Consider the following 17,438-nt stretch of genomic DNA (forward strand, 5'->3'; position numbering starts at 1 on the left):
GCCACACCCCGTTTGAAAGTGCTGCATTCCATGACACCGTCTACTAAACAAAGGCGCCCTGGCGACGCGCACCGAAGTCTTCGGAGCCGCCGCCTCGACCCGCCTCTACGGAGGCCCTAACGGCGCCGCCGGACCCAACCGGCGCAACGGGAACCGCGCACCCCAACGACACTCCCGACAGGCCCTTCAGGAGCACTGACCGGATCTTCCGTATAGGTCTCGGTCACGCAGAGGCAAGTGGCGTAGCGCGTCCCCCTGGGGCTGATCACACCGGGTGAGAACGAGCAGGGATGCATGAGCGGAGCCGGGCGGAAAGACACGGCGGAACGGATGGGGTTTGCGATGCAAACTAGTTGGTGTAGACTGACGTCGCCAGTTTGTCCAACAAACCACTTTGAATCACCATAGGAGTCGCCATGACCCCCGCACCGGGCTCCCCCACCAAAGAAGTCGACGGACTCGAGCCGGCAGCCGCACTCGCCGTCATCGGTGAGCAGACCAGCGCCTACCGGCACCTCATTGAGATTCGCTCCGCCCCGCTCTACACCGCCTGTGGCCTGGCCTGGCTCATCGGCTACGGAGTCTGCGGCCTCAACGTCCGCGCCGACTATACGCTTGCGTCCGGACCGTTCTTGGTCTTCTTGGGCTGCCTGGCCGCCGCCGCCGTCTTCACCTGCGTCTACATCGCTCGGCGCTCCCGCGGGCTGTACGGCCGTACCGCGTGGGTCGGCACCATACAAGGACTGGCCTGGATGGGCGGCCTGATTCTGGCCTTCACCATCTCCGGACGGCTGGGCGCCTTCCTGCGCGAACTGGGCACCCCCGAGGCATTTGACATGATCTCAATCCTCTCCAACGCCCTGCCGTGCCTGGTGGTCGGGGTGATGTTCCTCGCCGGCGCCGCCATCTGGGAGGAGATCCCCATGGCCGTCACCGGCGGTTGGATACTGGTGGTCACCACGGCGGCCACCGTCGTGGGCGGACACGCGCTGTGGGCCATCATGGCGCTCGCCGGCGGAGGCGGCCTGCTGATGGCCGGCGCCGCATCGGTGCTGCTAGACCGTCGCCAAAGCAGCAGCGCGGGAGCGTGATGACGATGAATCGCGCAGCCGAACAGCTCGACCCGGTCATTCACGCCCAGTCCCGCCTGCGGATCATGGCCACCCTGGCTGCGATCCCCCAAGGAGACAGGCTCGTATTTCCGAGGCTGCGTCAACTGCTGGATATGACGGCCGGCAACCTGTCCACCCATCTGACCAGACTGGAGGAGGCGGGGTACGTGGAGCAGAGCAAGACCTTCTACGGTCGCAGCCCCGCCACCTACGTCTCACTTACTGCCCGCGGCCGCGTCGCCTTCGCCGATTACACCCGGCAGCTACGCGCCTTGCTGGATAACGAGTAACGCCGACGCCCGCTGTGAGTGCACCAGGTGCCTGGTGCACTCACAGCACATCACTGTACGATGCAGCCGTGCGCACCACCGTTGATCTGCCACCCGCCGTACACCGCCAGATCAAACGGCTCGCCGAGGAAAGGAAGACCTCCATATTCTCAGCGGCGGCCGATCTTACGCGTCGCGGCTAAGAACAACTCAAGCCCGATACACCCCTAGAGATCGATCCGGAGACCGATCTTCCGGTCATGCATGTTGGGCATCGAATCACCGCGGCAGATGTTGAGGCATTTCTGGCTCTTCGTGTTTGGGGGTGTGGTGGATGGGTGGGGTGTGCGGGTGGTGGTTTGTGTGTACGTCCCGGCGGGCGCGGTGGGCGGGGACGGGATGGCTCGCCGTGAGTCTTGGTGGCTCGCGGCGGATCGTGCCCGACGGTGCGGGTGCTGGCCCGACGGTTCGGGTGCTGCAGTCGACGATTCGTCACTTGTTTCGGCGGTTTGGCGGGTTGTACGAGCCGTGGTTGTTCATGCCGAATCGTTGGTGGCACCTGACGAACCCTCCGCCCCGCGATGCCATCTGATGAAACCGCCCCATGGATGTCGAGAACCAGCACCTCACGCCCAAGGATGCGGCCGCCCGGAACAACCACGCGAAGCCCGTCCTCGCGCGCCGCGCCGCGTTCGAACACGGGAGACTGCGTTCGAGTGAGCGAAGAGGCCGTCACACGGCCGACCAGAACACACCGCCGACCACACCCCTAAACGCGAAGAGCCCCTATAATCCGCCACCTATTTCCCCACCCTCTGGGCCACCAGACCATAGGACGCCGCGACCAACGCCATCGCCCGATCCCTATCAGCCCCCCGCGAGCCACCCGCTCACAGCAGCACGGTGGCGAAGGTTCCCACACGCCGGAAGCCTAAGGAGGCGTACAGCCCAAGGCCGGCGGCGTTGAAGGAGTTCACATATAGGCTCACGGTTCCATCCATGCCCACATGATCACGCCGCACCGCATCCACAACCGCCGCGAGCGCCACGGAGCCAATACCGCGCCCACGCAGGTCAGGGCGGGTCCACACCCCGGTGAGCTGCGCAACCGCCCCTCCAGGCGCAGACCAGAGCGCGCCAACATCCGTCTTGAAGGCCACGGCGCGCGGACCGTCGGCCTGGCAGGGCGCTCCGGCGCCGTCGTCGAGCAGCACATAGCTGCGCCCAGAGGCGATCAACCAGTTCACGTGGCTGGCGTAGGAGGATCCCGAGGCGGTCGGGTCGTAACCGAGTTCTCCGGTGAACATGTCCACGCTTGCCGGCAGCACCAGGGACTCCTCCGCGGGTGTAGCCCGGTGCACGTCCGCCGCGGCCCAGGCCAGGCCCGGGCGCCGCGTCGACGCTTCATCGGCCAGCGCACCCCCAGACACCTGCGGAGCTACCAGCAGGGGTTGTTCCCAACGTTCCTCGCGCGAGTGCACGCCCTCGGCCGCCAGGTGCTCCCAGACAGCCGCGACATCCTCCACCGCCCCGGCCACCGAGCCGTGACTGGTCAGCCGTCTACGGGCGTGAGCGGCCAGGGCTCGGGCCACTTCGGGGCCCGCACCGGGATGGCCCAACTCCGGTCGGGCGGACAAACCGACAGGTATGAGTGATCCGCTGGCCCAGGCCGCTGCGGTCGGCCGCCACGGGTCATCAGCGACCACGTCTCCCCGGGCCCAGCTGGGCCAGCGCAGCACCTGGTGGGCCAGGGCAACGCCGACAACCGGGTCTAGGGCACACAACTCCAACAGTCCGCTCAGACGGCTCGGGTCCAGCGGAGTCAGCGGAGCCGGCGGGCGACGACCGAACAGGTTCACGCGGGAGCGGCTTACTGGTTCCAGGCGGGCTCAGGCGCTGGCGACAACGCTCGGGGAAGTGCCCTCCAGGGCCTCCTCACCGAACTCGGCGCGCATCTGCTCGGCCATCGCCTGCGCCTGCTCCAGCAGGGTCTCAACCACCTGGTCCTCAGGGACGGTTTTTATGACCTTACCGCGTACGAATATCTGTCCCTTGCCGTTGCCCGAGGCGCAGCCGAGATCCGCCTCCCTAGCCTCACCGGGGCCGTTGACCACACAGCCCATCACGGCTACCCGCAGCGGAGCGGACACGTCCTTGAGCCCCTCCTCCACGGACTCGGCAAGTGACCACACGTCCACCTGGGCACGCCCGCAGGACGGGCAGGAGACGATCTCCAGTTTGCGCTCGCGCAGCCCCATGAACTCCAGCAGCTTGGTGCCGACCTTGACCTCCTCCACCGGCGGAGCGGAAAGGGAGACGCGGATGGTGTCGCCGATGCCCTGGGCCAGCAGAATGCCGAAGGCCGCACAGGACTTGATGGTGCCCTGAAAAGCGGGGCCGGCCTCGGTCACGCCCAGGTGCAGCGGCCAGTCCCCCTGCTCGCTGAGCAACTGGTATGCCTGGACCATCGTGACCACATCATGGTGTTTAACGGAGATCTTGAAGTCGTTGAAGCCGCACTCCTCGAACAGGCTCGCCTCCCACACGGCGGACTCCACCAGCGCCTCAGGAGTGGCCTTGCCATACTTCTTGAGCAGCCGCGGGTCTAGGGAGCCCGCATTGACGCCGATGCGCAGTGAGGTGCCATGGTCGGAGGCAGCCTTACAGATCTCGGCCACCTTGTTGTCGAACTGACGAATGTTCCCCGGGTTGACGCGTACGGCCCCGCAGCCGGCCTCAATCGCGGCGAAAACGTACTTGGGGTTGAAATGGATATCGGCGATGACGGGGATACGCGACTGCTTGGCGATCACCCCCAGCGCGGCGGCATCCTTGTCCGTGGGGCAGGCGACCCGCACGATGTCGCAGCCGGCGGCCGTCAGCTCGGCGATCTGCTGCAAGGTGGCCCCGATGTCGTGCGTCTTGGTGGTGGTCATCGACTGCACGGAGATCGGGGCGTCACCGCCTACCGGAACGTCGCCCACATCGATCCTGCGGGTTGGTTTACGCGGCGCCAGCACCGGGGGCTCCTCACGCACGGTCGGCATACCAAGAGCGATCGCTTCAGTCACGACTCCCAGTATGGCACCGGGCGCACCCCACTGCGGTGGCGCCCCGGTCACATCGGATGCGATTTGCCTCCCAACAGCAGCACCGCCGCGGCCGCATCGGGCTGGACTACGCCGACGGGCTCAGCTCAGATGGGGGCGACGATATCCGCCCAGACAAGAATCAAGGCCATGACTATCAGCAGGTAGAAGACCACCTGCCCCACCGGCAGCATCCGGGCGGTGTCGGTATATCCAGGATCCGGCAGTCCGCGTACGCGCGCCCACAGGCGCCGCAGCCCCTCCCAGCAGGCGCCGGCCACATGTCCGCCGTCCAGCGGCAACAGCGGAATGAGGTTGAAGGCGAACAGGGCCAGGTTCAGGGAGCCGAGCAGGCTCAGCATTGAGAACAGGCGCACCGACAGCGGCAGGCCGGTATCCGTGCCGGTACCGGCGCTGGTGACCTGGCCGGCGATACGTCCTACCCCCACCAGGCTGACCAGGCCATCCGCGCTGCGATCCTCCAGCCCCAGGCCGGCGGCCACGGCGTGATACAGCCCGACTGGCAGAGTGACAATCGCCTTCAGGGTCTGGACCACGGCGCCACCCACCACCTGCGGGATCTCGCTCGGCGGGGTGCGGATGGTGCCCAGGGAGGGCTCAATACCCACATAGGGGCGCAGCTGCTTAACCGGTTCGCCGTCGGAGCCGATCAATGGGGTGCCGTCGTCATCCAAAACGGTCCGGGGCGCCCGCACGGCGGTGACAGACAGAACCCGCTCGGTCCCGTCGCGCCGTACGACGACGTCGACCGGCTCGGTACCGGCCGCGGCGATGGCCTGTTGCACTTCGGTCCAGGTGCTAGTGGGGGTGCCGCCCCACGAGATGATGGTGTCTGCCTTCTGCAGACCCGCAGCCGCCGCCGGGGCGACGGGGTCGGCGTCCGTGCAGGCGGCGCCGGCATCGATATCTGATGAGACGCACTGCGCGACCGAGGCGACGGTCGTGGTGCGGCCGGGTTGACCGACCACGCCTAGTGCGACGGTTAGACAGATGATGCCCAAGGCGAGATTGGTCAAGATGCCACCGGCCATGACCAATAGTTTGCGGGGCACGCTCAGGCGGTAGAAGGCGCGGTCCTGCTCGTCGGGGCCGAGCTCGGCCAGTGCCTCCTCGCGAGCCTCGGCGATCATGGAGCCGGGCTTATCCGGATGACCGGGGCGGGCTGGCGGCAGCATGCCCAACAATCGCACGTAGCCGCCCAGCCAGATGGCCTTGATGCCGTATTCGGTCTCTCCACGCCGGAAGGACCACAGCTTGGGGCCGAAACCGATGAAGTACTCGGGGACCTTCACCCCGAAGTGCTTGGCCGGCAGCATGTGGCCGAATTCGTGCAGGGCGATGGACACGGCGATCCCCAGGATGAGGATGACAATGCCCAGAACATATGCGAGGGTGTGGCTCAAGAATGTCTCCTGGTCAGCGAGTGCGGGCAGCGATCAGCTCGTCGGCGCGGGCGCGCGCCCAGGTATCCGCGGCGAGCACGTCATTAAGTTCGGGGTCGCGCATCCCGGTGTGGGCCTCCAGCACCTGCGCGTCCACGGCGACGATGTCCAACCAGCGCAGCCGCCCGTCCAGGAAGGCGTCCACGGCCCGCTCATTGGCGGCGTTGAATACCGCCGGGTGGGTAGCAGATGCCGCGACTGCTCCGCGGGCGAGCTCCACCGCCGGGAAGGTATCGGCGTCCAGCGGCTCGAAGGTCCAGGCGGTGGGCTCATCCCAGGATTGCGGAGCCACCGGCCCGACCAGGTCCGGACGACGGGGCCAGGTCAGGCCCAGGGCTATGGGAAGGCGCATATCGGGAGTAGACGCCTGGGCGATGGTGGCTCCATCGATGAACTCGACCATGGAATGCACCACCGACTGGGGATGCACGACCACGGCGATCTCGGCGGGGTCGACGTCGAACAGCAGATGCGCCTCGATCAGCTCCAAACCCTTGTTAACCAGGGTGGAGGAGTTGACGGTGACCACCGGACCCATCGCCCAGGTGGGGTGGGCCAGTGCCTGAGCGGCTGTGACCTCTGCCAGATCATCACGGCGCCGTCCGCGGAAGGGACCGCCGGAGGCGGTAAGGATAAGGCGGCGCACCTCACTGCGGCCGGTGATAGTGGGGCTGGTCAGTCCCTTCTCGTGCACGCCGGAGCGCAGCGCCTGAGCGATGGCCGAATGCTCGGAGTCCACTGGCACCACCTGCCCGGGGCGGCGCAGCGCCCGTTTAACAAGTGCCCCACCCACGACAAGAGACTCCTTGTTCGCCAGGGCCAGGGTGGCGCCCGATCGCAGAGCGGCCAGGGTGGGCGCCAGCCCCACCGAGCCGGTTATGCCGTTGAGGACCACGTCCCCCTCCCCCACACCGGCGGCCGCGATCAGGTCGGTGGCGGCGTCAGGACCGGTGAGGATCTGCTCAACCGGATCGGGCCTGCCGGCACGGGCGGCGGCGGTGGCCAGGGCGGAGCGCAGATGGGCGACCGTATTCGTTCCTGCGGCCGACACCGCCAAGCGGGGCACAGCATGGGCTACGGCCTGCTCGGCAAGCAGTTCGAGCCTAGCGCCGCCCGCAGCCAGGCCCGCCACCCGCAGCGCCGATACGGACCCGGACGCGAAGGTGCCCGGGACGGCCCGATTAGCGTGGAAATGCTCAATGATGTCCAGCGCCTGGGTGCCAATGGAACCGGTGGAGCCCAGTAGTACGACGGCGCGCATACCGCCGTCTGCGGCTGTGACGGCCATGGTCATTCCACCGACAGCAGGACCTCTACGGCCCGGGCGAGGAACCGGTCAACACTGGCCTCGTCATAGGCCTTGTCTCCGCGGGCGGAGGGGAACACGGCGGCACGCACCTGCGCGGAGGTCAGGGCGCCGTCGGAGTCGAAATAAGCGGCGATACGGTCCATAAGGGCGTCCACGGCATCCTTGTCGTAGCCCTGCCGGGAGGCGGGGGCGAAGCGTTCACCCGCGGGACGCAACAGCCGCGGATACAGCGTGGTAGCCAGTTGCGCCACCTGATCCATCCAGGCCTTGCGGCCATTTGCGGCTACGTACTCGGCGCGACGGCGCTGCAAGAAGGCGGCTTCGAGCCGGTCCAGGGCGGCATCGACCGCATCGGGCCGGTAACCGCCGTGAACGATGTCGAAGGCGACCGTACGCACACCCTCGGAGTCCATCTCGGACAGTTCGCCGGCGTCGTAGATCTCCCGGGCGGTCTCGAAGTAGCCGTCCACCTGCGAGACCCGGTAGCCCTGCTTGAGGAAGCCGACTCTGGGGAACATGTCGCTCATCGGATGTGCGCCGCCCTTTCCTGGCTGAGCGCCTCGGTGGCCAGCTGGCCGCAGGCGCCGTCGATGTCGCTGCCACGAGTGTCTCGCACCGTGGTGGTGATGCCGGCACGGCGGAGCGTGTCGACAAACAGGTCCTGAACCTCCGGCTCGGAGCAGGTCCAGATTGATCCGGGGGTGGGGTTGAGGGGAATCGGGTTGACGTGGGCCCAGCCGTGGCCACGGCGGTTGAGTTCGTCGGCGAGAAGCCGAGCCCGCCAAGCGTGGTCGTTCATGTCTTTAATCAGGGCGTACTCAATGGACACGCGCCGGCCGGTGGCCTCGAAGTAGTCGCGGGCGGCATCCAGCAGCTGCCCGACCTTCCACTTGGAGTTGACCGGGATCAGGGCGTCGCGCAGTCCATCGTCCGGGGCGTGCAGGGACACGGCCAGGGTTACCGGCAGCCCCTCACCGGCGAGCTTACGGATGAGCGGGACCAGCCCCACGGTGGAGACGGTCACGCCGCGCGCAGACAGGCCGAAACCCTCCGGGGCCGGGTCGATGATCCGGTGCAGGGCCGCCACCACGTTCTTGTAGTTGACCATGGGCTCGCCCATGCCCATGAAGACGATATTGGACAGGCGCGCGCGTCCACCGGTCAGGCCGCCCGCCTCGGACAGGGCGGCGGCGTGACGGATCTGTTCGACGATCTCCCCGGTGGTCAGGTTACGGGTCAGCCCCATCTGGCCGGTGGCACAAAAGGGGCAGGCCATGCCGCAGCCCGCTTGTGAGGACACGCACAGGGTGGTGCGATCCCGATAGCGCATGAGCACCGACTCCACGCGCACGCCGTCGTGTAGTGCCCACAGGTGTTTGATGGTGCGCCCACCGTCGGCACGCAAAGCGCGCACCTCCTGGATGAGCTCCGGCAGCAGCTCCCCACAGAGCTGCTCGCGCTGGGCAGCCGGCAGATCCGTCATTTCTTCCGGCTCGCGGGTGAAGCGGGTGAAGTAGTGCCGGGAGAGCTGGTCGGCACGGAAGGCGGGCAGGCCGGCCTCGCGCAGCGCCCGTTTGCGGCCGGGCAGGTCCAGGTCGGCCAGGTGCCGGGGAGCCTTGCCACGGGCGGGTGGGACGGCGAATGACAGGCGGGGGCGGGCATCGGGCGTGGTGGCACCCTCGGGCGGCTGATCCGTGGGCAGCACCTGGATGCGGCGATCGGCGCCCGGGCGTGTCGTATCCGTGGGGGCCAGGCGCCTACGGGCGCGAACTGCGTCGTGGGTGCTACTCACGGGGTCTGTGGTCCTCTCGGTTCCTTCAGGCCGCATGCGAATGGGGCCGAACCGGCAGGGTACTCGCGCAGCCTCGACGGTGCCACGGCATCAGTCACAATCGGAGGCCGATGACGCGGAGTCGGAATCATGCCTCTCACCCCGCCTCATCCGACCAGCAGACTGAATACGTAAACCACCGGGGCAGCCACCAGGATGGAATCGAGGCGATCCATGAGTCCTCCGTGACCGGGCAAAAGCGTGCCCATGTCCTTGAGTCCCAAATCACGCTTCAGCAGGGACTCCCCCAGGTCGCCCAGTGTGGAGATGACCACAATGGTAGCGCCGAGCATCGCACCGGCCGGCAGTGGCCCGCCCAGCGCCCACATGCAGGCCACTCCGGCGCCCACGGCCGCGGCCAACGAGCCCGCGAAGCCCTCCCAGGACTTCTTGGGGGAGACTCGGGGTGCCATGGGGTGTCTGCCGAAGGTGATGCCGGCCAGCCAGCCGCCGGTGTCATTGGCGGCGGGCAGGGCTATCAGCATCAGGACCTTGCCCACGCCATGTGGCTGGGCCACCAGCAACACCGCAAATCCGGCCAGGAAGGGCAGATAGGTGGCGGCAAATACGGAGGCGGAGGCATCCACGGAGCGGGAGCGCCGCACGGCGTCGTGCGCCTCGGTGCGCAGCACGTCGTGACCGGCCTCCTCCAGGGCGGTTCCAGACTCGGCCTCAGCCTGGTCCATGAAGCACCAGACCACGCAAGCGCCGGCGGTGGCGATATATGCGCCCAACGCAGCCTCCGCGCCCGCCTTCCAGGCACACACCGCCACGCCCAACGTGCCTATCCACAGTGGCGCCAGAGGTAGCCGAATACCCTTGCGGGCGAAGGCCCCGGCCAGCTCCCACAGGGCGCCGCACACCGCGACAACCACCACGCCCACAAAGGCAGCCTTGTTGAACACCAGTGACGCCAGGACCGCCCCTACCAGGACTACGGAAACCGCGACTGCGGCAGGCAGGTTGCGCCCCGCCCGCCCGGTTGGGGGCAGCGGGGTGCGGTTGCGCGTCGGTGGCGGGGCAAGCAAGGTGGACAACAGGCTCACGGCGGGGTGTTGTAGTGCGATGGGGCTATATGGGGCGAGCGCTCAGACCTCGAGGAGCTCGGACTCCTTGGCGGCCAGGGCGGTGTCTATCTGGTCCACGTAGCGCCTGGTGAGAGCATCCAGTTCGGTCTCGGCGCGCTTGACATCGTCCTCGCCGGCCTCGCCGTCGCGCTTGATGGCCTCCAGCTCCTTCTTGGCCTTGGCGCGCACACCGCGCACCTGGACGCGGGACTCCTCGGCACGCGAGCGGGCGAGCTTGACGTAGTCGCGGCGACGTTCCTCGGTCAGCACGGGCAGGGTGACGCGGATGACCGTGCCATCGTCGGTGGGGTTGACGCCCAGGTCCGACTCCCGGATTGCGGTAACGATCTCCTTCATGGCCCCGCGGTCGTAGGGGCTGACAATTACCGAGCGCGCCTCGGGGATGGTGATTGAGGCGAGCTGTTGCAGAGGCGTGGGCGCACCGTAGTAGTCGACCATGATGCCGTTGAACATGGACGGATTAGCGCGGCCGGTGCGAATGGCGGCGAGTTCGTGCTTGCCGGCGTCGAGGGCCTTGTCCATCTTGTCCTCGGCATCGAGCATGACGTCGTCGATCATGGTGGGTTCCTTTTGTTCGTTTGCAGTACTAGTCGGTCAAGAGTGTGTGAGAGGGCAGGTGATCGCGCGGAGCCGGTGCCCGGCGGTTCAGTCGAGGGTGACGAGGGTGCCGATATCCTCTCCCAGCAGGGCCCGGGTGATATTGCCATGCTCGCCCATGCCGAACACGCGCATGGTCAGAGCGTTATCGCGGCTGAGGGCGAAGGCGGAGGCGTCAGCGACCTGCAGGCCGTCAGCCAGGGCGCGGCCGTAGGTGAGGCGGTCCAGCTTGACGGCGGTCGGGTCGCGCCGCGGATCGGCGGTGTACACGCCGTCGACCCCGTTCTTACCGACCAGCAGTTCGTCGCAGTGAGTCTCCAGGGCGCGCTGGGCGGCGACGGTGTCGGTGGAGAAGTAGGGCATGCCGGCGCCGGCGCCGAAGACGACGGCGCGGCCCTTCTCCATGTGGCGGATGGCGCGCAGGGGGATGTAGGGCTCGGCCACCTGGGTCATGGTGATGGCGGACTGCACGCGTGCGGGCACGCCGGCCTTCTCAATGAAGTCCTGCAGGGCCAGGGCGTTCATGACTGTTCCGAGCATGCCCATGTAGTCGGCGCGGGCGCGGTCCATCCCACGGGCTGACAGTTCGGCGCCGCGGAAGAAGTTCCCGCCCCCGACCACCACGGCAACCTGCACGCCCTGATCGATGGCGGTGGCGATCTGCCCGGCGGCGTCGGCGACGACGTCGGCGTCCAGGCCCACCGAGCCGCCGCCGAAGACCTCGCCGGAGAGCTTGAGCAGCACCCGACGGGGGTGTGTGCCGTGAGCGATGCGATCGTCGCGTTCTGGGGACTCACTCATGCGTGGTGCCTCCTGGCTCGGGGTCGGATGGTTGGACGGGCGGCTCGCGCGTGGGCGCTCGGCACAGCCTACCGCGTAGTCTCCTTACGAGCTTCTTCACACCGGCAAACCTGAACAAAGGGCCGCCTTACCTAGCACAATGCGAGCGAAGCAGTCAATAAATCACAGCTAGTTTCCAGACGATTTCCAGCAAGCCATACGTAGAGACTCCGCAGTCAATCGCCTATACTGCCAACCATATTCCCTGACCTCACAGAGGAGGTGATAGCCATGGAGGCTCCCAAGTATCAAGGCACTGCATTTGCATGCATGAGTGCCGTCCCCGTATGCAGCACAGTCGCATTCGCAGCTTTCTTAGCCGCGTGCGCTGCTTCTGCAGTCTACGCTACTACTAACAGAAAGAGCTGGGTGAGGCGCGCCAAAATGCGCTTCACCCAGCTCCGCTGGCCGACGCATATAACTCGAAGAAGAAGCCCATGTACCCACGCCTCAACACCCAAGCCATCCTTCACCGCCAACCCGACGCGGGCTACTACTACTTGCTGGATTCCGAAACTTCGACGGAACGCATCAATCGCACAGGCACCGACGTGCTAGAGCTATGCGACGGAACACGTAGCATCGACACGATATACGACATCATGGCGAAACGTCATAATGAGGGACGACGCACGGTTGAGGCACTTGTTCTTCCTTTTCTTGCAGAATCTGCCGCAAAGACAACCATAAGTATAAGCGAAAAGCCCCAACAAGAGCCATCATCGCCCCACCAGATAACCGGGTCCTACGACTCGTGGATTCCCCTGTTGTCATCATTCGAACTTACTTCTTCATGCAACCTCAGCTGCATACACTGTTACGCTTCGGCATCTTTGGGGAACGGTATATACCCCGCAACCGAACAAGTGATTGACGCGTTGGCCTATTTGGCACGTCACGGAACCTACTCGGTTTTACTCACTGGCGGAGAGCCAACAATGCATCCCGGATTTCTAGAAATACTTGAGGCCACGACTTCGCTGATGCGCCTTTTGCGCGTCGCATCCAACCTTTATTCAGTGCCCGAACAAGCACTACAAGCATTGATGCGCAACGACGCCGCAACAATTCAAACAAGCATTGATGAGCTAAGGTCAACACACGAATTGATTCGAGGCGGCCGAGACGCGTTCACCCGGACTATGAACAACGTAACACGTTTATCTCAGTCTGGGACACTTGTCATCGTAGCGATGACAGCTAACCGATTGAACTATCGAGAAGTTGAGGAGGTAGTGCAACGATGCCGTGAGGCTGGAGCCGCAGCATTTCGACTAGGTCTTACCTTTCCTGTCGGTCGAGCGGCACAGGCAGGTTTAGCTTTGACCGACGAAGAGGTGCGCGAACTCCAGGATGACTGGGATCGCATCATAGCTCAGTATTCATCCGCCGATTTCTCGCTTAACCGCTCGGAAGAAACAGGCGACTTCCAAGAACTCGCGCTGACTGAAGGTTCGCTGCCCTCCTCCTGTGGAGCCGGACATTTAATCATGCACGTAAACGCCAAGGGCGATGTTAATCCGTGCCCACTACTCGACATCACACTCGGTAACGTGTACCGCCATCCCATGGAAGAAGCTCTCTCAGGCCCTTACTTTCGTTTACTAGAACATGCACAGTCTCCGGGCGCAGATGCGTGCGCTGAATGCGCTCTCGCTCCTATGTGCGGCCGTTGCCATGCCGCGGCCGCTACGTGGGGAAAACGTAAGGGCTGCTGGTGGCGTAGCACTCCGCTCGCACAGGTGCTTTCGTCCGCGAGGTAACGGAGTTAACATCAATGCATCGGCCTCGAAATTGTCAAAATAGCCGCTTACAAGGAATAGCGCATGCGGCACTGGCCTTTGGGATACTTACAATTGGCGCGATGTGCTTCAACATTCTGTCATCTTCAGCGTACCCGCGGGTACACAGCTCATTCACCGCGTCAGACGCGGCGGACACGGCATCGGTTTTTGCTAAACAAGTCGGCTTGACGTCTTATCAAGCAGCTAGACCGACAACATCATCGGATTCGGCGGCCGCAAGTTGGGCGACGTTGTCCGGTCTGTCTGTCATTGATGTGGTTAAGCTACCCATCTATGTGTGGTCTGTGGCAGACCAAAACTCTGGTTGTCGAATCGACGTTATGTTAGATGGAACCATCGATGGTTTCCAATGCCAAGAAGACAGCGCTTCACGGTTGTCAGTTCAGGCTATCGCAGAATGGGCGCACACGCACGGCGCTCCCGACTCGTTGTCAAGCACAGAAGTAGACGAGATTGTTGCCAACACCGGGGCAGAATTCAACTGGTCCGTAGTGACTAATGGCTCCACCCCCGTCACTGTTGACTATGCGTTGACGCACAGCGGATCACTCGTATCACTCACTCAAAGTGTTCGCATTCCCGAATCGCACTTGACGCAAATTCAACGGTCTTCATTTCTGGGCGAGGTGGCATCCACAATCGGATTCATATCCTCTCTGGTGTTCATAGTACTCGCAGCCGGAACTGTCCTTCACAGCGACCATCACAACGGGTCCTCTGTTCTCACTGTGGTGACTATTGTACTCGCCATCCTTGTAATGGTCTCGGCAGCAAATAACATTAGCGGCAGCACTACGGCACCTCCGGCTGGCATATCATCCGATTCATATAGAATAGCAGTATTCCTGAGCAACGGTTTCGCTGCAGTCCTGTTGTTCGCAACGGTAAAGCTATGCGGCGAAGCCGCTATTCGTCTGCCGACACCACATTCTCCGCTAAGATCTAACCACGCAGGCTACTCTCCTTTGAATTCCATGCTTCCTGGCGTTTGTCTGGCGTCCTTGTGGCTTGGAACGTCGGCATTTGGTTATGCGTTGTCTAATCAGAGCGGGGTCACTTCGGTACGTCTCAGTCCACCTGACGTGCATTCTATCGCAACCGTTGTTCCGATTCTGACTCCGCTTGCTTCAAGTCTCGTCGCATCTATCCAGGAGGAGACACTCTTTCGTTGGTTTGCTTTTCGTCGACTCACGACAATGACGGGAAGCCGACATGTCGCAGCGCTTCTAACCTCCTTGGCGTGGGCTTTAATCCACGCAAACTACGGGGTGATCCCCTCCGTTTCGCGAATACTGGAGTTGTTGCTTTTAGGATTGTTGCTGGTTGTGTTGACAGAACGTTACGGTATTCTTGCTGCAATTGTCGCGCATTACACGGTTGATTATGTGACACTGTCGGCCCCTATCCTGCGTACTTCCTTTACCTACACATTACTCCCCCTCCTCGCGTTATTTGTGCTCCCCTTCTTTACGTTGTTGCGGCATCGACGACTACATGCCGAACATTCCTTATACGATCCGTCACATGACCCGGGTGCCGATATCCGGCGGGGTCGAACAGACAAACTTCTGACGTCGCGAAGCGAGATAGTGTCGTTGCACTCTGATTCAGCAGCGAGCGTTATTGAGACACAGGCCCTGACTAAGAGTTACGGAAGCAGTATCGCGCTAAATGATGTGACTCTGGACGTCCGCTACGGCACCATTACCTGCATCCTCGGCCCAAACGGGGCGGGCAAGTCCACCCTCATGCGGATTCTCGTGGGCCACGAGGCGATCAGCCACGGGAGCGCGCGCATTGCGCTGCCGGGTGACGACACATTCGCCAACCGCGCCGTGGGCTATGTTCCGGACTCCTCACTGGTCTACCCGCTGTTGACCGTGCGGGAGCATCTGCGGCTCGTGGAAGCGGTTTATGACCTCGGCCGCTTCAGTCAGACGCAGGAGGAGCACTTCCTGGAGGCGCTGGGCCTGGATGAACACGCCGACGTGCTGGCCAGCAAGTTGTCGAAGGGCTTGAAGAAACGACTGATGCTCGCCTGCGCCGTGCGTCAGGGTGCGCGGGTCCTCATCCTGGACGAGCCCTTCGACGGCCTAGACCCGGCCGGCCAGGAGATGCTCATGTTCCTGGTGGAGCAACTGCGCGACCAGGGGCGCTGCGTGCTGGTGTCGACGCACCGACTGGACATCGCAGAGCGGGTGGCCGATGAGCTGATCGTCCTGGACCACGGCGAGCTCGTGTTCTCCGGAACGCCCGCGCAGTTCATACGGCTGGGTGACGCATCCGGTGAGAGGACCGCCTTTGAGGCCGCCTTCGCCGCCGTCAGCCACCGCACGGCCTCCCGGCCCCGGCTGGCCGACTTCGACGGGATGAGTGAGGCGGCACCATGAGCATCCCCGTCACGCCGACCTCTGGGGCCTCCGCGAATGAACGCCTCCTGCCACGCGCCCCGCGGCTGATCGCGATTCTGTTGGCGGCGCGCTGGCGCAGCATTCGCCACAAAGTGGGCGGGATGCTCACGCACTGGCCGGGCCGACTGGCCTGCATCGGCGTGGTGCTGGTCAGCGCCCGGTTGCTTTGGATCCTGGTGGCGCCCCCATACGCGCGCGCATCGGCCATTCACGACCCGCTGCTGCGAGACGCGCTCGGTGCGGCGCTGGTCGGCGGCATCACGGTCTGGGGCGCCCGTTCCGTCGCCCGGCCTCCCGTCATTATGGGCACCGGCGAAATCGGCGTCGTCGATTCCGGCCTGTTGATTCGTGCTCCACTCACCGCCGGCGTTCTCGCCCGCCTGCCGGCCCCGGTGATCGGCGGCCTTTACGTGGCCGCCGTGCTCATCTCACTGGCGCCCGCATGGTGGGCGAACCTCGATTCACGCCTGCGCTTGTGGGCAGTGCTCACGGCACTCGGCGCCTGGATGACCAGTGCCCGCCTGGCCTGCGGCTGTGCGGCGTGGGCCTGGCCGCGCACGCGCCCGCTCCTGACCCTGGCGTGGTGGACTCCGGCGGCCGCCGTGCTGTGGATCGTGACCGCCCGCGTGCCGGAACAGGGGGTGGGGGCGCTGAACGTGCTGGGCGACGTCTTCACAGTCATGACCGCCCGCTGGTGGCCGACCGTGCTGCTCGCCGCGGCCGCCGCAGGGACCTACGCGGCGGTGATCGCCCTGGCGCCCCGGCTGACTCCCGTGTGGGCGGCGCCCGCCTACCAGATCGCGGCGATCCTAGACTTGGCCGACAGCCGGGACGCCTCCGCGGCATTGGCACTCATGCGCCCGGCTCATGCGAGAAGCGGACGCATGCCCGCCGTCGTGCACGGGGCGGCCGCCTTCGCCGTCCGCCAGTGGTGGGAGGCGGGACGTCGACATTCCGGCAGGGTCCTCGTATCCGAGGCGCTGGCGGCCTATGCGGTCGGTCACCTGGTCGGCCTGCTGCTGCCGCAGTGGTGGCTGCTCGCCTTCATGATCGTGGGCGGATTCGCGGTCTCCTCAGGCGCGTTGGACGGCGCCGTGGCGCAGGCGCATTATCCGCTGTTCGCCACGGCGAGCAGTACCCGCCGAAGCGCCCTGGCGGTGGGCGCATGGAGTTGTCTCCTGCCCGCGTTGCAGGCATCGGCCATCTGCCTGTTGACCGTCTTCGGCGGTGCCCGCGCCCACCTGCCCGGCGAGGCCGTGGGCGTCGCGCTCGGATGCGCGATCACCTGGCCCCTGTTCGCCGCGGCGTGTTCCGTAGCCGCCGCGCTCCTGGCCGTGCGGGGCGTTTCGAATCGTCTGACCGCCGGCGTCGGTGGGCTGGCCGCCCTCGGCGGGCCGCTGCTCTTCGCCATCGGGCAGGGCACGGCAGCATTGGCGCCCGGGTATCCCGTGTATGTGGCATTTGCCGCCCAGGCGGTGGCCGCCGCACTGGTGTCCTGGGCGCTGTTGCACATGGCGCTGGCGACATGGTCCGCCTCCCGCTACACGGTGCGGACCAACCAGGTCGCGGATTCCACAGATCTCAGCACCACCATCAACAATCTCCAGGGAACAAAGGAGTAACC

The 17,438-nt window shown here is 65.0% G+C and carries 14 protein-coding genes and 1 pseudogene; 6 read left to right on the forward strand and 9 right to left on the reverse strand.

All coding sequences use genetic code 11. The features are described from left to right. The first annotated feature begins 416 nt into the window (after window positions 1–416). Both CWT10_RS10175 and CWT10_RS10180 read left to right on the forward strand, forming a co-directional pair. The gene (locus CWT10_RS10175; protein WP_103062955.1) at window positions 417–1,091 is read left to right on the forward strand and encodes a hypothetical protein; all 675 of its coding nucleotides are present in this window, start codon (window positions 417–419) and stop codon (window positions 1,089–1,091) included. Between the two features lie 5 nt (window positions 1,092–1,096). Continuing rightward, entirely contained in the window at window positions 1,097–1,402 is a 306-nt protein-coding gene (locus CWT10_RS10180) for a transcriptional regulator (protein WP_103062985.1), read from the forward strand. 869 nt (window positions 1,403–2,271) lie between these two features. Here CWT10_RS10180 and CWT10_RS10185 read toward each other — a convergent pair. From CWT10_RS10185 to pyrH, 9 genes are all read right to left on the reverse strand, one after another. Continuing rightward, window positions 2,272–3,240 (reverse strand): GNAT family N-acetyltransferase, encoded by a 969-nt coding sequence (locus CWT10_RS10185; protein ID WP_416171709.1) that lies wholly within the window; start codon window positions 3,238–3,240, stop codon window positions 2,272–2,274. A gap of 30 nt (window positions 3,241–3,270) precedes the next feature. Next, window positions 3,271–4,452, reverse strand: coding sequence for a flavodoxin-dependent (E)-4-hydroxy-3-methylbut-2-enyl-diphosphate synthase (gene ispG / locus CWT10_RS10190; protein ID WP_103062987.1), 1,182 nt, complete (start codon window positions 4,450–4,452; stop codon window positions 3,271–3,273). 125 nt (window positions 4,453–4,577) lie between these two features. Then, window positions 4,578–5,894 carry a M50 family metallopeptidase gene (locus CWT10_RS10195; protein WP_103062956.1) on the reverse strand — a complete coding sequence of 439 codons (1,317 nt, stop codon included), beginning with the start codon at window positions 5,892–5,894 and terminating at the stop codon, window positions 4,578–4,580. A gap of 13 nt (window positions 5,895–5,907) precedes the next feature. Then, the gene (gene dxr / locus CWT10_RS10200) at window positions 5,908–7,227 is read right to left on the reverse strand and encodes a 1-deoxy-D-xylulose-5-phosphate reductoisomerase (protein WP_103062957.1); all 1,320 of its coding nucleotides are present in this window, start codon (window positions 7,225–7,227) and stop codon (window positions 5,908–5,910) included. Beyond that, a complete protein-coding gene (locus CWT10_RS10205) occupies window positions 7,224–7,769 on the reverse strand; it encodes a DivIVA domain-containing protein (RefSeq protein WP_103062958.1) in 546 nt (181 codons plus the stop codon). The genes dxr and CWT10_RS10205 overlap by 4 nt, the downstream gene beginning before the upstream one ends. Further along, a complete protein-coding gene (rlmN, locus tag CWT10_RS10210; protein ID WP_233188133.1) occupies window positions 7,766–8,995 on the reverse strand; it encodes a dual-specificity RNA methyltransferase RlmN in 1,230 nt (409 codons plus the stop codon). Before rlmN ends, CWT10_RS10205 begins: the two co-directional genes overlap by 4 nt. Window positions 8,996–9,180: 185 nt before the next feature. Continuing rightward, the gene (locus tag CWT10_RS10215; RefSeq protein ID WP_103062960.1) at window positions 9,181–10,110 is read right to left on the reverse strand and encodes a phosphatidate cytidylyltransferase; all 930 of its coding nucleotides are present in this window, start codon (window positions 10,108–10,110) and stop codon (window positions 9,181–9,183) included. Window positions 10,111–10,161: 51 nt separating this feature from the next. Then, on the reverse strand, window positions 10,162–10,719 hold the full coding sequence (gene frr / locus CWT10_RS10220) for a ribosome recycling factor (protein ID WP_103062961.1): 558 nt from the start codon (window positions 10,717–10,719) through the stop codon (window positions 10,162–10,164). 87 nt (window positions 10,720–10,806) lie between these two features. Beyond that, window positions 10,807–11,559 carry a UMP kinase gene (gene pyrH / locus CWT10_RS10225; RefSeq protein ID WP_103062962.1) on the reverse strand — a complete coding sequence of 251 codons (753 nt, stop codon included), beginning with the start codon at window positions 11,557–11,559 and terminating at the stop codon, window positions 10,807–10,809. A 476-nt stretch (window positions 11,560–12,035) separates the two neighbouring features. On the opposite strand from pyrH, the gene CWT10_RS10230 reads away from it, so the two are divergent. The 4 genes and pseudogenes from CWT10_RS10230 (at window position 12,036) to CWT10_RS10240 (ending at window position 17,436) form a co-directional block, all read left to right on the forward strand. Then, window positions 12,036–13,361 carry a PqqD family peptide modification chaperone gene (locus tag CWT10_RS10230; protein ID WP_103062963.1) on the forward strand — a complete coding sequence of 442 codons (1,326 nt, stop codon included), beginning with the start codon at window positions 12,036–12,038 and terminating at the stop codon, window positions 13,359–13,361. A gap of 1,016 nt (window positions 13,362–14,377) precedes the next feature. Then, a pseudogene (locus CWT10_RS18005) lies at window positions 14,378–14,776 on the forward strand (CPBP family intramembrane glutamic endopeptidase); the annotation flags it as partial. 303 nt (window positions 14,777–15,079) lie between these two features. Further along, entirely contained in the window at window positions 15,080–15,793 is a 714-nt protein-coding gene (locus CWT10_RS17430; RefSeq protein ID WP_233188126.1) for an ABC transporter ATP-binding protein, read from the forward strand. Continuing rightward, entirely contained in the window at window positions 15,790–17,436 is a 1,647-nt protein-coding gene (locus CWT10_RS10240) for a hypothetical protein (protein ID WP_103062965.1), read from the forward strand. The genes CWT10_RS17430 and CWT10_RS10240 overlap by 4 nt, the downstream gene beginning before the upstream one ends. The last annotated feature ends 2 nt before the right edge of the window (window positions 17,437–17,438 follow it).

Origin of the sequence: Actinomyces qiguomingii (assembly GCF_004102025.1) — a bacterium.
In the GTDB taxonomy this organism is placed as follows: Bacteria; Actinomycetota; Actinomycetes; order Actinomycetales; family Actinomycetaceae; genus Actinomyces; species Actinomyces qiguomingii.